This is a genomic window from Streptomyces sp. NPDC058279, from assembly GCF_042881255.1.
GTDB lineage: Bacteria > Actinomycetota > Actinomycetes > Streptomycetales > Streptomycetaceae > Streptomyces.
Genome location: NZ_JBHVYA010000012.1, coordinates 159,267 through 174,584 on the forward strand (window position 1 = coordinate 159,267; position 15,318 = coordinate 174,584).

Consider the following 15,318-nt stretch of genomic DNA (forward strand, 5'->3'; position numbering starts at 1 on the left):
GCACTGCGCTGGGCTACCAGGACTCGAACCTAGAATAAGGGAACCAGAAACCCTCGTGTTGCCAATTACACTATAGCCCACCAAAACGCAAGCCCCTGAGGGACTTTTATTTGGTCAGCGCCTCCGTCCGGCCTTTCGGCCCGCTCGGGCGGCGCAGAAAGAACATTACCGGATGCCTGACCGTGCTCCAAAACGGGTATCTGCGGCCAGCAGCGCGGGGAGCCGGCCCAGACCGGAGATCCTGTGCACTCCTTCGGGCGTCGGTCCGGGCGTGCCGGACCGGTCGAGCCACACCGCCGTGAGCCCCGCGTCCCGGGCGCCGCGGGCGTCGATCTCCGGCTGGTCGCCGACGTACGCCACTTCCCCCGGCGGCAGCCCGAGCGCCTCGCAGGCCCCCAGGAAGGCGGCGGCGTCCGGCTTGCTGACGCCGAGCTCGGCGGCGCAGACCAGCACTTCGAAGCGCTCGCGCAGACCGAGTCGGCGCAGCTTGGGGTCCTGGTTGGCGGTGGAGGAGTTGGAGAGCACCCCGTGCCGGTAGTCGGCGGCCAGGGCGTCCAGTACGGGGAGCACGTCCGGGAACAGCGTCCAGGCCGCCTGGTAGTGCACGAGGTACCGGTCGAACCAGTCGTCGGCCTCGGCGGCGCTCATGTGGGGGGCCGAAAGGAAATCCCGCACCCGGTCCTGCCGCTGGGCCAGGAAGGTCGTCTCGCCGGCGGCGAAGCGCGCCCAGTGGCGTTCCGTCGTGGCGCGCCACAGGGCGAGGGCCGCCGCCGGACTCCCGTAGCGCTCCGCCAGTCCGTTCTCGGCCAGATGCCGCCCGAGCCCGGCGGTGTCGGCACCGGTGTAGTCGAACAGGGTGTCGTCGATGTCCCACAACAACGCGCGGATCGGCATACGGCCGAGACTACCGGGCGCCCCGTCCGGTGAGGGGACGACGAAGAAATTCGTCACGCGGGCGCCGAGAACGCCGCGGGGGCGGTCGCCGGGGAGGCGGCCGCCCCCGCGGGGGTGCGTAACGGTCAGCCGGCGAGCTTCGCCAGGGCCGCGTCGATGCGGGCCAGGGAACGCTCCTTGCCCAGGATCTGGAGGGACTCGAAGAGCGGCAGGCCGACCGTACGACCGGTGACGGCCACGCGGACCGGGGCCTGGGCCTTGCCCAGCTTGAGGCCGTGGGCCTCGCCGGCGGCCAGGACGGCCTGCTTGAGCGCCTCCGGGTCGGTCCAGTCGGCGGTCTCCAGGTGCGCCCGGACGGTGGTGAGCAGGGCCGCGGGCTCGCCCTTCATCGCCTTGTCCCAGGACGCCTGGTCCTCGACCGGCTCCTTGCGGAAGAGGAAGTCGACGTTCGCGGTGATGTCCGACAGGACCGTCACGCGGGTCTGGGCGTACGGCGCGATGGCCTCCCACGCCCGCTCGTCGAAGTCCGCCGGCTCCCAGTTGGCGTGGGGCGCGCGCAGCCACGGCCGGCACGCGTCGGCGAACGCCTTCGGGTCCATCCGGCGGATGTGGTCGGCGTTGATCGCCTCGGCCTTCTTGAGGTCGAAGCGGGCCGGGTTGGCGTTCACGTCGGGGATGTCGAACTTCGCCACCATCTCCTCGATGGTGAAGATGTCCTGGTCCTTGGCGAAGGACCAACCGAGGAGCGAGAGGTAGTTCAGCAGGCCCTCGGGGAGGAAGCCGCGCTCGCGGTACAGGTTGAGCGAGGACTCCGGGTCGCGCTTGGAGAGCTTCTTGTTCCCCTCGCCCATGACGTACGGCAGGTGGCCGAACTCGGGGACGCCGGTGGCGATGCCGAGCTCCATCAGCGCCTTGTAGAGCGCGATCTGGCGGGGCGTGGAGGACAGCAGGTCCTCGCCGCGCAGCACGTGCGTGATCTGCATCAGCGCGTCGTCGACCGGGTTGACGAGCGTGTACAGCGGGGCGCCATTGGCCCGCAGGATGCCGAAGTCCGGCACGTTCTCCGGGGTGAAGGTCAGCTCGCCGCGGACCAGGTCGGTGAAGGTGATCGGCTCGTCGGGCATCCGGAAGCGGACGATCGAGAGGCGGCCCTCGGCCCGGTACGCGGCCACCTGCTCGGGGGTCAGGTCGCGGCAGTGGCCGTCGTAGCCGGAGGGCTTGCCGGCGGCGCGGGCGGCGGTGCGGCGCTCCTCCAGCTCCTCGGTGGTGCAGTAGCAGTCGTACGCGTAGCCGCCGTCGCGCAGGCGCTGGGCGACGTCGGCGTAGATGTCCATCCGCTGTGACTGGCGGTACGGCGCGTGCGGGCCGCCGACCTCGGGGCCCTCGTCCCAGGTGAAGCCCAGCCAGCGCAGCGAGTCGAGCAGCTGGTGGTAGGACTCCTCGGAGTCGCGGGCCGCGTCGGTGTCCTCGATGCGGAAGACGAACGTACCGCCGTGGTGGCGGGCGAACGCCCAGTTGAAGAGGGCGGTCCGGACCAGGCCCACGTGGGGGTTGCCGGTCGGGGAGGGACAGAAACGTACGCGGACGTTCGCGTTAGCCACGCTTGATCACCTTGTTGGTGAGAGTGCCGATGCCTTCGATGGTGACGGCGACCTCGTCGCCGACGTTGAGGGGGCCGACTCCGGCCGGGGTCCCCGTGAGGATGACGTCGCCCGGGAGCAGCGTCATGGCCTCGGTGATGTGCACGATCAGGTCCTCGATCGAGCGGACCATGTCGCTGGTGCGGCCGAGCTGGCGTTGTTCGCCGTTGACCGTGCACTGGATGGTCAGGTCGCTCGGGTCGAGGTCGGTCTCGATCCAGGGGCCCAGCGGGCAGGAGCTGTCGAAGCCCTTGGCGCGGGCCCACTGCTTCTCGCGCTGCTGGACGTCACGGGCGGTGACGTCGTTGGCGCAGGTGTAGCCGAGGATCACGTCCTTGACGCGCTCCTTGGGGACCTCCCGGCACATCCGGCCGATGACCACGGCCAGCTCCGCCTCGTGGTGGAGGTCCTGGGAGAAGGAGGGGTACGTGATGGGGTCGCCCGGGCCGACCACGGAGGTGGAGGGCTTGAAGAAGGTGATGGGCGTCTCCGGGACCGCGTTGCCGAGCTCCGCCGCGTGCTCCGCGTAGTTGCGGCCGATGGCCACGACCTTGTTCGGGAGCACGGGCGGCAGGAGCCGGACCTTGTTCAGCGGCACCTTGGTGCCCGAGAGCTCGAAGTCCGCGAACGGAATGCCCTTGATGATGTCGAGGACGAGCTCGCTTTCGGCGCCGGGGGCAGTGCTGCCCTCGACCGCGCCGAACGCGACGTTGCCGTCGATCGAGAACCTGGCGATGCGCACCTGTTGCGTCTGCCCCTCTGTATTTCCGTCGGCCGGAATCTGCGGACTCCAGGCTAACGCGGTGGGCGGCGGCGCTTCGCGTCCGTATCCGGCGGGTCTACTGCGCGGCGGCGGCGACCGGGGCGTCCATCAGGACGGTGCGGCGGGGGTTCGCGGTCTGCGTGGGCAGCTCGACGGAGTGCTCCGGGGCCAGGGGCGACTGCAGTTCCTCGGCGTCCTGGAGGTGCGCCAGGGTGGTGCGGCGGGGGTTGGCTATGTTGCGGAACATCATCGTCGTCTTCATCGGAGTTTCGGGCCCTCGGCTCGCTCGTCGGTGTGGTGGTTGTCGGATGCGCCAACCCTGCAAAGGGAAAGGCTAAACATCTGAATCCCCCGCCGAACCGGGAAGTAATGGCCAGGGCTGTGTGAGTTTCCTCACCAGCGACCCGGCATTACGGTCATAACGGACAGTCAATTCATGGCCCGGAAACGGACATTGCGCCACTGAACGCGTCATTCCGCTCCTGATCATCTCGACTGGGACACCTTGACAGTCGCGTTGTTTGGTCGATGTAAGTCCGGTTCATCCCGATAGGGCTTCCACGCCACGTAATACGGCTGTCGCATTCCGTGACCGGCTCGCCGGGGCGACGCGCGCACCTTGTTGGAGATCCCCCACTGTGCTGGAATTCGCGGGACCGCCGCGGGAATCAGCCGGCGCGCAGGTGGCGCGACTCAGCGCCCAGCGCGGCGGCAAGGAGAGGGAGACGCGCCGGTCACCGACGACCACCATGGGGCCGTCAGTGCCCCACGACTCGACACCGTCCCACCGCTCCACCGGCGGGACGCCTGGTCCAGAGGTTGCGACGCTAGTGCAGGGACGATTCAAGAGGGATGGCAAGGGTTCTCCCCAGGCCCATGAGGGCCGAGGGGAAGCTGCGTCGGAGCAGGAGCCGCGCGGCGGGACCGACCGTGGCTCCTCGCCCCAGCACGCCCAGAACCGTGGGCCGGCTGTCGAAGGAGCGGGCCCCGATGCCGCCAACCCCGTGAAGGGGAAGGCCAAGGGCCGGGCCAAGCCGAAGGGCGCGGCACGGACCAAGGGCAAGGGCGAACCGGCTCCCGAACAGGACGTGGCGATACCGAAGGCCCCCAGCGGGTCCGCTTCACGCCTCGCCATGCAGAACTGGCGCATCAGCACGCGACTGGTGTCGCTGCTGACCCTGCCGGTCGTCGCCGCCACCACGCTCGGTGGCTTCCGCATCAACGACTCGCTCAACGACATCGCGCAGCTGGACCACATGCAGCTGCTGACGACGATGACCCGGCAGGCCACCAATCTGGCCGCCGCGCTCCAGGAGGAGCGCGACAAGTCCGCCGGTCCGCTGTCGGTCGACAAGTCGGGCAAGCCGAACTCCCTCGTCCAGGGCGTCCGCGACCAGACCAACACGGCGATCGAAGCGTTCAGCGTCGCGACCGACAAGGTCGACAGCACGCAGGACAAGGACGACACCCTCAAGTCGATCCGCAACAACATCCTGCAGATCGGCCGCCAGCTCACCGGTATCGAGGACATCCGCAAGAAGGCGTACCAGAGCGGCGCCCAGCAGACGGTCACCGAGTACAACGCGCTCATCGTCTCGCTGCTCTCCCTCTCGCAGGACATGGCCCAGGCCACCTCCAACCCGGAGATGATCAAGCGCACGCGCGCCCTGGCGGCCTTCTCCTCCGCCAAGGAATACGCCTCCATCCAGCGCGCGATCATCGCCGCCTCGCTTCCCGAGAGCGGCGACAAGCCGGGCAACCTGGGTGAGAACGACCGCCTGTACGCGCTGTCCGCGCTGCGCGGCGAGAGCCAGGCGAAGAAGACCTTCGAACTCGTCTACCAGGGCAAGTCCGAGGAACTCCTCGCCAGCCTCGGCGACGGCAACGCGGAGATCAGCAAGGCCGACCACTACACCCGTCGCGTCCTGTCAACGCAGGGCCAGTTCAGCAAGGAGCAGGCGTACCACTCCTGGATGGACTGGTACGACGCCGACGGCACCAAGCTCACGGCCATGAAGGTCATCGAGCTCACCCTGCTCGAGGACATGGAGCAGAAGGCCCGCGAGCTCAAGAGCGCGTCGCAGCAGGACGCCATCATCAACGGTGCGCTGATCCTCCTCGTGCTCGGTGTCTCCCTCGTCGGCGCCTTCGTCATGGCCCGGTCCATGATCCGCTCGCTGCGCCGCCTCCAGGACACGGCGACCCGCGTCGCCCAGGACCGGCTGCCCGAGCTCGTCAAGCAGCTGTCCGAGACCGACCCCCAGGACGTCGACACGACGGTGGAGTCCGTCGGTCTGCACACCCGCGACGAGATCGGCCAGGTGGCCGCGGCCTTCGACGACGTGCACCGCGAGGCCGTCCGCCTCGCCGCCGAGCAGGCCCTGCTGCGGGGCAACGTCAACGCGATGTTCACCAACCTCTCGCGCCGCTCGCAGGGTCTCATCCAGCGCCAGCTCTCGCTCATCTCCGAGCTGGAGTCGCGCGAGGCCGACCCGGACCAGCTGTCCTCGCTCTTCAAGCTCGACCACCTCGCGACCCGTATGCGCCGTAACGGCGAAAACCTCCTCGTCCTCGCGGGCGAGGAACCGGGCCGCCGGTGGACCCGCCCCGTCCCGCTCGTCGACGTGCTCCGCGCCGCGGCGTCCGAGGTGGAGCAGTACGAGCGCATCGAACTCGCGTCGGTGCCCGGCACCGACGTGGCCGGCCGCGTCGTCAACGACCTCGTGCACCTCCTCGCCGAGCTGCTGGAGAACGCCACCTCGTTCTCCTCCCCGCAGACCAAGGTCAAGGTCACCGGTCACGCCCTGCCGGACGGCCGGGTGCTCGTCGAGATCCACGACACCGGTATCGGCCTGTCCCCCGAGGACCTCGCCGCGATCAACGAGCGGCTCGCGTCGCCGCCGACCGTGGACGTCTCCGTCTCCCGCCGTATGGGCCTGTTCGTGGTCGGCCGCCTGTCCCTGCGACACGGCATCCGCATCCAGCTGCGCCCCTCCGACTCGGGCGGTACCACCGCGCTCGTCATGCTGCCGGTGGATGTCGCCCAGGGCGGCAAGAAGCCGGCGCCGATGCCCGGCCAGGGTGGTCAGGGCGGTCCTGGCTCCGGTGCCCCGCAGGGCGGTCCGGGCGGCCTGGGCGGTTCCGTGGGACAGGGTGCCGTCGGCGCCGGCGGCGCCCGTCCCCCCGTGGGCGCCGGTCCGCAGCGCGGTCAGGTCTCCGCCGCCGGGCAGCGTGCCGCGCTGCCCGGGCGGGACGCGTCCGCCGGCATGCAGCAGCGGCCCCAGGGCCAGGGTCCCGGCCCGCAGGGCGGTCCGGCCGGCCGGCCGCAGCAGCAGGGCGGCCCGATGGCGCGTCCGCAGGCCGGTCCGGGTGCCCCGACGGGTCAGGGCGCGGGTGGGTTCACCCCCGGTGCCCCGCTCCCGGGCCGCGGTCCGGTCGCGGGTCCGGCGGGCGGTGCGCCCGGCGGTCCCGTCGGTGGTGCGCCGCAGTCCCGGCCCGGTGCCTCTCCCTCCGCCTTCCCGCAGGGCAACGGCTTCGAGCGGCCGCAGCAGCAGCCCGCTCCGGCCGGCTCCCAGAACCAGGGTCAGCCCCCGGCTCCCGTCCAGCGCAAGCGGCCGCAGTTGCCGCCGCGCGGCGGCGCCCCGCGTCCGGAACTCCCGGGTGCGGGCGGCGCGGCCCCGCAGGGCACCAGCTGGGGCGCGGGCCAGGGTGGTCACGAGGTCCCGCGCGGGCACGACGAGCTGTCGGGCCCCGGTGCGACGGCCGAGTTCCCCCGCCCGGACTTCAACGCCCCGGCCCCGTACGCCGGCGGCAACCCCGCCGACAGCACCACGGGACAGTTCGAGCGCCCCGACGTACGCGGTCCCCTGGACCCGTCCGCCACCGGGCAGTTCGAGCGCCCGGGGGACTTCCAGGCACCCCGCGGCGGCGGCCCCGGCGTGGGCGGCCCCGGCGGCGGTCGGCCCCAGGCTCCGCAATCCGGCGGCTACTTCCCGCCGCAGCGTCCGCAGGCCCGGCCCGAGGCGCTGCCGCCGGCCTCGGGTCCCGGCGAGGCGCGCAGCCCCATCTTCGACACGCTGGAGTCCAACTGGGTCCGCCAGGACGGCGGCCCCTCCGCACCCCAGCAGCCGCAGCAGTACCAGCAGCAGGCTCCGGCCGCGCCGGCTCACCAGCAGCCGCTCCCCCAGCGCGGTCAGGAACTCTCCGCCGACCAGACGGCGACCGGCGCGGTGCCGACCGTCAGCTGGCGGTCCTCGCCCAACGACGAGCTGATGCGGCAGGCCGAGCGCGTGCGCCAGCCCGCCGCCGGCGGCATCACCACCTCGGGTCTGCCCAAGCGGGTACCGCGGGCGAACCTGGTGGCCGGTACCGCTCAGCAGCAGGCCGAGACCCAGGCGGGCCCGCAGGTCTCCCGCGCCCCGGACGACGTCCGCGGTCGCCTCACCAACCTCCGACGCGGTATCCAGCAGGGGCGCCAGGCCGGCACCACCGGCCCCGCGACCGGCAGTTACCAGATCGACCCCACTTACCAGCAGGAGCGTTAGTTGAGTTCGATGAGCCAGGCGGCACAGAACCTGAACTGGTTGATCACCAACTTCGTGGACAACACCCCCGGGGTGTCCCACACCGTGGTGGTCTCCGCCGACGGACTCCTTCTGGCGATGTCGGAAGGTTTCCCCCGTGACCGGGCCGATCAGCTGGCGGCCGTGGCCTCCGGTCTGACGTCGCTGACCGCCGGTGCCTCCCGCATCTTCGAGGGCGGCGCCGTCAACCAGACCGTGGTGGAGATGGACCGGGGATTCCTGTTCCTCATGTCCGTCTCCGACGGTTCCTCGCTGGCCGTACTGGCGCACCCCGAGTGCGACATCGGCCTCGTGGGCTACGAGATGGCCCTCCTCGTGGACCGGGCCGGCAGCGTCCTCACCCCGGAACTGCGCTCGGAACTCCAGGGAAGCCTGCTCGGCTGACCGCAATCCTCCCGGCCGGACGGTACTTCCGGCCGGGGGGCCGGGGCGCCCGCCCCGCACCCAAGTACCACCGCCAGGCCGTCATACCGTCCCCCCCACCGGCCGCCCCGTGAGACGGCACGCTGACCACTGCTGTCCAGCCCGGAGGATCAATGACCCCGCCCCCCGCCTACCCGGACTCGTACGGAGACTCGTACTCGGAAGGCGACCAGCCGCTGGTGCGTCCCTACGCGATGACCGGCGGCCGGACCCGGCCGCGCTACCAGCTCGCCATAGAGGCGCTGGTCAGCACCACGGCCGATCCGATGCACCTGTCCGGCCTGCTGCCGGAGCACCAGCGCATCTGCACCCTGTGCCGTGAGGTGAAGTCGGTCGCGGAGGTCTCCGCACTGCTGTCGATGCCGCTCGGTGTCGCCCGGATCCTCGTCGCCGACCTGGCCGAGGCCGGAATGGTGGCCATCCACCAGCCGGGCAATGGAGAGGCCGGCGGAACGCCGGATGTAACGCTGCTCGAGAGGGTTCTCAGTGGACTTCGCAAGATCTGACGGCGGAGCGGCTCCTCGCTCCACCACCTCCGCGAAGATCGTGGTGGCGGGCGGCTTCGGCGTGGGCAAGACCACGTTCGTCGGCGCGGTCTCCGAGATCAATCCGCTGCGTACCGAGGCCGTGATGACGTCCGCGAGCGCGGGCATCGACGACCTGACCCACACCGGGGACAAGACGACCACCACGGTCGCCATGGACTTCGGCCGCATCACCCTGGACCAGGACCTGATCCTGTACCTCTTCGGTACCCCGGGTCAGGACCGCTTCTGGTTCATGTGGGACGACCTGGTCCGCGGCGCCATCGGCGCCATCGTCCTGGTCGACACCCGCCGTCTCGCCGACTGCTTCCCCGCCGTCGACTACTTCGAGAACAGCGGCCTGCCGTTCGTGGTGGCGCTCAACGGTTTCGAGGGGCACCAGCCGTACACCCCGGAGGAAGTCCGCGAGGCCCTGCAGATCGGCCCGGACGCCCCCATCATCACCACCGACGCCCGCCACCGCGCGGACGCCAAGAGCGCGCTCATCACGCTCGTGGAGCACGCGCTGATGGCGCGGCTCAAGTAACAGGGCTTCACGTCGTGTTCGTCAGAGGGCGGGCTGTGTCATAGAACACGGCCCGCCCTCCTCGTTCATAACGTTTCGACAGAGAATTGCCGCCGATCGGGCACAGGGTGCGTTCGCGCGGTACCGCTGCGCTCACAACGGGCCCGGCTTTTGCAGCAGGTCGCTCTTTATGTCCGATTTATGCGGCACATAAGGCTGTTGGAATGGCCGATTCCAACTGTTTGGAACAGGGCCGTCAACCGTGCTGGAATTCAACGAACTAGCTAGTAGCACCGCCGAGAGGTTGTTGGTCGAGTGAGGCGAAGCAACGCGAGCCCCGGGGTCGAACCCGCGCGGGGCAACTTCACCCCGCCGCCGCGAGCGGCCGCGTCGCCCGTCGACGCGCCCGTGGAGCCACCCGCGACCAAGGGAAGTGCCAGCAAGTTCGCCCCGCGCAACTGGCGTGTGCCGACCAAGCTGAACGCCATCCTGCTCGTACCCGTCCTCGTCGGACTGGTCATGGGCGGCTTCCAGGTGAAGGGCTCGATCGACAGCTGGAACGAGGCCAAGGACGCCGAGAAGACGGCCCGCATCGTCCAGGCGGCGGCCGAATACGGCCAGGCCCTCCTCAACGAGCGTGACCTCACCGCCGAGCCGCTCCTCAAGGGCGAGCGCAACAGCCCGGTCGTCGCGAAGGCGTACGCGGCCACGGACGCGGCCAAGGAGAAGTTCGCCGAAGCCGCCAAGGACCTCCCGGACAACCAGAGCCTGGAACACCGCCTGGCGCTCTTCCGCCAGGAGGAGCCCAAGCTGGAGCAGGTCCGCAAGACGGCCTACGTGGCTCCGGAGACACCGAAGAAGGCGCTTCCCAACCAGGCGGGTCCCATCCCGACCGAAGAGGGGTACGTGCTGGTCCAGCACTACCTCATGACGTTCTCCAACGAACTGGGCCTCGGCACCGGCAACGTGACCAGCTACGGCCGCATGGTCTACGCGGTCGAGCTGGCCAAGGCCGCCAACTCGCTCCAGCGCTCTGTCGGCACGCACCTGCTGGTCCGCCCGAACGAGAACGAGGAGGTCCGCAGGGGCCAGCTCGTCGCGTTCTCCTCCTACGCCTACCTCGAAGAGATCGCGATCGGCGAGTACGTCGCGGCGGGCACCGACGCGGACACCAACCGCCTCAAGGAGGTCATGGCCGACAAGGCCAAGGACGGCGCCGCCAAGCTCACCGCCGCCAAGCTGGCGGCCGACCAGGCCGGCACCACCTTCAAGGCGCCGCCGGTCGTCAACGGGTCCGCCCTCACCGGCATGACCGAGGCGATAGCCAGTGGCGTGAGCAAGGAGAAGCTCGCCGCCGGCGGCACCACCGCCCCGGCCTGGCAGGCCGCGGCCACCGCCAAGTTCGACGGTTACGCCGAGATCGAGAAGGAACTCCTCGACAAGGCCGTGAAGGACTCCGTCGCGGTGTCCGACTCGGCCCGCAACGACGCCATCATCACCGGTGCCGCCGTGGTCGTGGCGCTGCTCGCCGCGTTCATCCTGGCCGGCATGATGGCCCGCCAGATGAGCCGCTCCATGCGCCGGCTGCGCAGCGCCGCCTTCGACGTCGCCGAGCAGCGCCTGCCGATGCTCGTCGACCAGCTCTCGCGCACCGACCCCGGCAAGGTCGACACCCGTGTGACGCCGATCCCGATCGACTCCCAGGACGAGATCGGCGAGGTCGCCCGCGCCTTCGACCAGGTCCACCGGGAAGCGGTCCGGCTCGCCGCCGAGCAGGCCCTCCTGCGAGGGAACGTCAACGCGATCTTCACCAACCTCTCCATGCGCAACCAGTCGCTGATCGAGGGCCAGTTGACCCTCATCACCGACCTGGAGAACAACGAGGCCGACCCCGACCAGCTGGAGAACCTCTTCCGGCTTGACCACCTGGCCACCCGCATGCGCCGCAACGGCGAGAACCTCCTCATCCTCGCGGGTGAGGAGCCCGGCCGCCGCTGGGACCAGCCGGTGCCCCTCGTCGACGTGCTGCGCGCCGCCTCCTCCGAGGTGGAACAGTACGAGCGCATCGAGCTCTCGGGCGTCTCCGAGGCGGAGATCCACGGTCAGGCCGTGACCGACCTCGTGCACCTACTCGCCGAGCTGCTGGAGAACGCGACCACGTTCTCCTCCCCCCAGACCAAGGTCCGCGTCAACGCCACCCGGCTGCCCGACGGCCGCGTCATGGTGGAGATCCACGACAAGGGCATCGGCCTCACCGCCGAGGACTTCGCGGACATCAACCACAAGTTGGCCAACCCGCCGACCGTGGACGCCGCGGTTTCGCAGCGCATGGGGCTGTTCGTGGTCGGCCGGCTGGCGGACCGCCACGGCATCCGCGTCCAGCTGCGCCCCTCCGGCGAAGCGGCCGGCACCACCTCGCTGGTCATGCTCCCGGATGCCATCACCCACGGTGGCGGTGGCGAGGGCATACCGGACGACGACTTCACGGTCTCCTCGATCATCCCGGAGCAGCAGGCCCAGTCGGCCCCGGCGCTGCGCACGGCCGCCGAGCTCGGCTTCGACGACTCGCGCTACGACGCCCAGGGCGGCGACGGGCGGGGCGGCGAGGAGCGCCCGCTCGACCCGGTCGGACGGTCCCTGACCCAGCAGGAGCGCCGGGCCGCGCTGGCGGCCCAGGTCGGCTACCCGCAGGATCAGGACCAGGACCAGCAGTCGGGTTACTCGGCGCAGGAGTATCCGGAACCGCAGCCGGAACACGGCTACCAGGAGTACCAGGGCTACGAACAGCAGTCCGCGCAGGGCTACGAGCCCTCGTACGGGACTTCCGGATCCGAGCAGGCGTACGAGGCATACCCGGAACAGAACTACGCTTATCCGGAAGCCGGATACCAGGACCAGGCACACAGCGCCCAGTCCTACGAGGACGGCTACGCATCGCAGTCCCCGCAGGCGGAGTGGCCCGAGCAGAACACCTACTCGGACGCCTACCAGCAGGACTACGGGAACGAATCGGAATCCCGGGTCGCTCCCGAAGCGGCTCCGGACCGCGTAGGCTTCGACCGTCCGGGTGCCGCTGCCGACACCGGTCACCAGATGACCGGGGCGGGCCTGCCGCGTCGCGGCAGCCAGCAGCAGTCGGGCCAGCAGAAAGCGGAGTCCACCGGATCCCTCTTCGAGCAGCGGCCGCAGCGTCAGCAGCAGCCCGCTGAGACGCGGAGTGCCCCGGAGGAGACGGAAGACAGCGCGTCGTGGCGTTCGAACAACGACGAGCGCTGGCAGCAGGCCGCCAAGCTCCGTGAGCCGAAGGCGGGCGGGGTCACCCCGTCCGGTCTCCCTCGGCGGGTACCCAAGGCCAACCTGGTCGAGGGTGCTGCGGAGACGACCCCGCAGGGCGGCCCCCAGGTCTCCCGCGCCCCGGAGGACGTCCGCGGCAGGTTGAGCAACCTGCGGCGCGGTGTCCAGCAGGGACGCAGCGCGGGTTCCGAGCAGTCAAGTAACAGCTATGACCAGGAGCGTTAGTGTGAGCCCGATGAGCCAGGCGGCACAGAACCTGAACTGGTTGATCACCAACTTCGTGGACAACACCCCCGGGGTGTCCCACACCGTGGTGGTCTCCGCCGACGGACTCCTTCTGGCGATGTCCGACGGATTCCCGCGCGACCGCGCCGATCAGCTGGCGGCCGTGGCCTCCGGTCTGACGTCGCTGACCGCCGGAGCCTCCCGCATCTTCGAGGGCGGCGCCGTCAACCAGACCGTGGTGGAGATGGACCGGGGATTCCTGTTCCTCATGTCCGTCTCCGACGGTTCCTCGCTCGCGGTGCTCGCGCACCCCGAGTGCGACATCGGCCTCGTGGGCTACGAGATGGCCCTCCTCGTGGACCGGGCCGGCAGCGTCCTCACCCCGGAACTGCGTTCGGAGCTGCAGGGAAGTCTTCTCAACTAGCAAACAGGCAGTGCGTTTCGCGTCATCGCACCATAGGGTGCGGTGGCGCGGTTCTACAGGGAGTACTGCGTTCTTGGAGCAGGAGGAGGAAACGTGACAACACCCGGAGGACATCCTTATGGCGGCGCGCAGCAGCCGCAGGGTGGGCACGACCAGAACCGCTTCAACTTTCCCTCCGCTCCCAGCCGGCCGGTGCCGGAGCAGGACCCGTACCAGCAGCAGTACGGTCAGCAGCAGTACGGTCAGCCCCAGCAACCGCAGCAGCCGCAGCAGCCGCAAGCTCCTCACCGGCTGCCGCAGCAGCCGCCGCGGGCCTCGCGCCCGCAGGCCCCCAAGGCGCACAACCCGCTGGTGCGTCCGTACGCGATGACCGGCGGCCGTACCCGGCCGCGCTACCAGCTCGCCATCGAGGCGCTGGTCAGCACCACGGCCGATCCCGCTCGGCTGCAAGGGCAGTTGCCCGAGCACCAGCGCATCTGCCGTCTGTGCCAGGAGATCAAATCCGTCGCGGAGATCTCGGCACTTCTCTCCATTCCTCTTGGTGTCGCCCGCATCCTCGTCGCCGACCTGGCGGAGGCGGGCCTTGTCGCCATTCATCAGCCCGGCGGCGACGAGTCTGCCGGCGGCCAGCCAGATGTGACACTGCTCGAAAGGGTGCTCAGTGGACTTCGCAAGCTCTAACGGCGGAGCGGCTCGCTCCACCACCTCCGCGAAGATCGTGGTGGCGGGCGGCTTCGGCGTGGGCAAGACCACGTTCGTCGGCGCGGTCTCCGAGATCAATCCGCTGCGTACCGAAGCCGTCATGACCAGCGCTTCCGCCGGTATCGACGACCTGACCCACACCGGGGACAAGACGACCACCACGGTCGCCATGGACTTCGGCCGCATCACCCTGGACCAGGACCTGATCCTGTACCTCTTCGGTACCCCGGGTCAGGACCGCTTCTGGTTCATGTGGGACGACCTCGTGCGCGGTGCCATCGGTGCCGTGGTGCTGGTCGACACGCGCCGTCTCGCCGACTGCTTCCCCGCCGTCGACTACTTCGAGAACAGCGGCCTGCCGTTCGTCATCGCCCTCAACGGCTTCGACGGCCACCAGCCGTACACCCCGGAGGAAGTCCGCGAGGCCCTGCAGATCGGCCCGGACGCCCCCATCATCACCACCGACGCCCGCCACCGCGGCGACGCCAAGAGCGCGCTCATCACCCTGGTCGAGCACGCGCTGATGGCGCGCCTGCGGTAACCGGCCGGCCCGGCTCATACGAAAGGCCCCCGCACTCCGAGGAGTGCGGGGGCCTTTCGACGTTCCGGCCGCCAGGCCGTCTCTTTCGACCCAGGGGGTCAGCCGCGCCAGCTGTGGGCGGAGCGGAAGCCGGGGCTGCGCTCCAGGCGGCGCCAGCGGGCCTGGGAGCCGATGGTGTGCACCGGGGCGGCCACGGGGGCGGCGGCGGCGCGGGCGAGCAGGATCGCGGTGATCGCGGCCAGCTCCTCGGGCTCGGCGTTGCCCTTCTCGACCTTGAGCAACGTGTCTGCGGTGACGCTCATGGGTGGCAGGTCTCCTTCGCTCTTACTGCGGGGGGTTGCCGTGCTTGCGGGACGGCAGATCGGCGTGCTTGGTGCGGAGCATCGCGAGGGCGCTGACGAGCACCTCGCGGGTCTCGGCGGGGTCGATGACGTCGTCGACGAGGCCGCGCTCGGCCGCGTAGTACGGGTGCATCAGTTCGGCCTTGTACTCCTTGACCATGCGGGCGCGCATGGCCTCCGGGTCCTCGGCGTCCGCGATCTGCCTGCGGAAGATGACGTTGGCCGCGCCCTCCGCGCCCATCACGGCGATCTCGTTGGTCGGCCAGGCGTAGGTGAGGTCGGCGCCGATGGACTGGGAGTCCATGACGATGTACGCGCCGCCGTACGCCTTGCGCAGGATCAGCGAGATCCGCGGCACGGTCGCGTTGCAGTAGGCGTACAGCAGCTTGGCGCCGTGGCGGATGATGCCGCCGTGTTCCTGGTCGACGCCCGGCAGGA

The 15,318-nt window shown here is 70.1% G+C and carries 14 protein-coding genes and 1 tRNA gene; 8 read left to right on the plus strand and 7 right to left on the minus strand.

All coding sequences use genetic code 11. The annotated features are described in order from the left end of the window. Positions 1 to 8 precede the first annotated feature (8 nt). The 5 genes from ACFVXJ_RS22720 to ACFVXJ_RS22740 all read right to left on the minus strand — a co-directional run bounded on the left by ACFVXJ_RS22720 (position 9) and on the right by ACFVXJ_RS22740 (position 3,559). Positions 9 to 80, minus strand: a tRNA-Gln gene (locus tag ACFVXJ_RS22720). A gap of 85 nt (positions 81 to 165) precedes the next feature. After that, on the minus strand, positions 166 to 894 hold the full coding sequence (locus tag ACFVXJ_RS22725) for an HAD family hydrolase (protein WP_389664129.1): 729 nt from the start codon (positions 892 to 894) through the stop codon (positions 166 to 168). Positions 895 to 1,019: 125 nt separating this feature from the next. Further along, a complete protein-coding gene (gltX, locus tag ACFVXJ_RS22730; protein WP_389664130.1) occupies positions 1,020 to 2,495 on the minus strand; it encodes a glutamate--tRNA ligase in 1,476 nt (491 codons plus the stop codon). Beyond that, entirely contained in the window at positions 2,488 to 3,276 is a 789-nt protein-coding gene (locus tag ACFVXJ_RS22735) for a fumarylacetoacetate hydrolase family protein (RefSeq protein WP_361308995.1), read from the minus strand. Before ACFVXJ_RS22735 ends, gltX begins: the two co-directional genes overlap by 8 nt. A 97-nt stretch (positions 3,277 to 3,373) precedes the next feature. Continuing rightward, positions 3,374 to 3,559: a hypothetical protein gene (locus tag ACFVXJ_RS22740; RefSeq protein WP_389664132.1), complete on the minus strand. Its 186-nt coding sequence runs from the start codon at positions 3,557 to 3,559 to the stop codon at positions 3,374 to 3,376. 568 nt (positions 3,560 to 4,127) lie between these two features. Between ACFVXJ_RS22740 and ACFVXJ_RS22745 the strand changes: the two genes are divergently transcribed. The 8 genes from ACFVXJ_RS22745 to ACFVXJ_RS22780 all read left to right on the plus strand — a co-directional run bounded on the left by ACFVXJ_RS22745 (position 4,128) and on the right by ACFVXJ_RS22780 (position 14,539). Beyond that, positions 4,128 to 7,841: a nitrate- and nitrite sensing domain-containing protein gene (locus tag ACFVXJ_RS22745; RefSeq protein ID WP_389664133.1), complete on the plus strand. Its 3,714-nt coding sequence runs from the start codon at positions 4,128 to 4,130 to the stop codon at positions 7,839 to 7,841. Between the two features lie 9 nt (positions 7,842 to 7,850). Continuing rightward, positions 7,851 to 8,264 (plus strand): roadblock/LC7 domain-containing protein, encoded by a 414-nt coding sequence (locus ACFVXJ_RS22750; RefSeq protein WP_306432442.1) that lies wholly within the window; start codon positions 7,851 to 7,853, stop codon positions 8,262 to 8,264. A 152-nt stretch (positions 8,265 to 8,416) separates the two neighbouring features. After that, positions 8,417 to 8,809 (plus strand): DUF742 domain-containing protein, encoded by a 393-nt coding sequence (locus ACFVXJ_RS22755; protein WP_136214587.1) that lies wholly within the window; start codon positions 8,417 to 8,419, stop codon positions 8,807 to 8,809. Beyond that, positions 8,790 to 9,374 (plus strand): ATP/GTP-binding protein, encoded by a 585-nt coding sequence (locus tag ACFVXJ_RS22760; protein WP_136214586.1) that lies wholly within the window; start codon positions 8,790 to 8,792, stop codon positions 9,372 to 9,374. Before ACFVXJ_RS22755 ends, ACFVXJ_RS22760 begins: the two co-directional genes overlap by 20 nt. Before the next feature lie 294 nt (positions 9,375 to 9,668). Continuing rightward, on the plus strand, positions 9,669 to 12,872 hold the full coding sequence (locus ACFVXJ_RS22765) for a nitrate- and nitrite sensing domain-containing protein (protein WP_389664134.1): 3,204 nt from the start codon (positions 9,669 to 9,671) through the stop codon (positions 12,870 to 12,872). Between the two features lie 10 nt (positions 12,873 to 12,882). Beyond that, entirely contained in the window at positions 12,883 to 13,296 is a 414-nt protein-coding gene (locus tag ACFVXJ_RS22770) for a roadblock/LC7 domain-containing protein (protein WP_008739857.1), read from the plus strand. Between the two features lie 93 nt (positions 13,297 to 13,389). Beyond that, the gene (locus ACFVXJ_RS22775; protein WP_389664135.1) at positions 13,390 to 13,977 is read left to right on the plus strand and encodes a DUF742 domain-containing protein; all 588 of its coding nucleotides are present in this window, start codon (positions 13,390 to 13,392) and stop codon (positions 13,975 to 13,977) included. Beyond that, positions 13,958 to 14,539, plus strand: a complete 582-nt coding sequence (locus ACFVXJ_RS22780; protein WP_079429940.1) for an ATP/GTP-binding protein — start codon at positions 13,958 to 13,960, stop codon at positions 14,537 to 14,539. The genes ACFVXJ_RS22775 and ACFVXJ_RS22780 overlap by 20 nt, the downstream gene beginning before the upstream one ends. A gap of 98 nt (positions 14,540 to 14,637) precedes the next feature. Here the strand turns inward: ACFVXJ_RS22780 and ACFVXJ_RS22785 are convergent, their stop codons facing one another. Continuing rightward, positions 14,638 to 14,841, minus strand: coding sequence for an acyl-CoA carboxylase subunit epsilon (locus ACFVXJ_RS22785; protein ID WP_389664136.1), 204 nt, complete (start codon positions 14,839 to 14,841; stop codon positions 14,638 to 14,640). A 22-nt stretch (positions 14,842 to 14,863) separates the two neighbouring features. Then, positions 14,864 to 15,318, minus strand: a 455-nt coding sequence (locus ACFVXJ_RS22790; RefSeq protein WP_389664138.1) for a carboxyl transferase domain-containing protein, incomplete at its 5' end; no start/stop codon positions are given.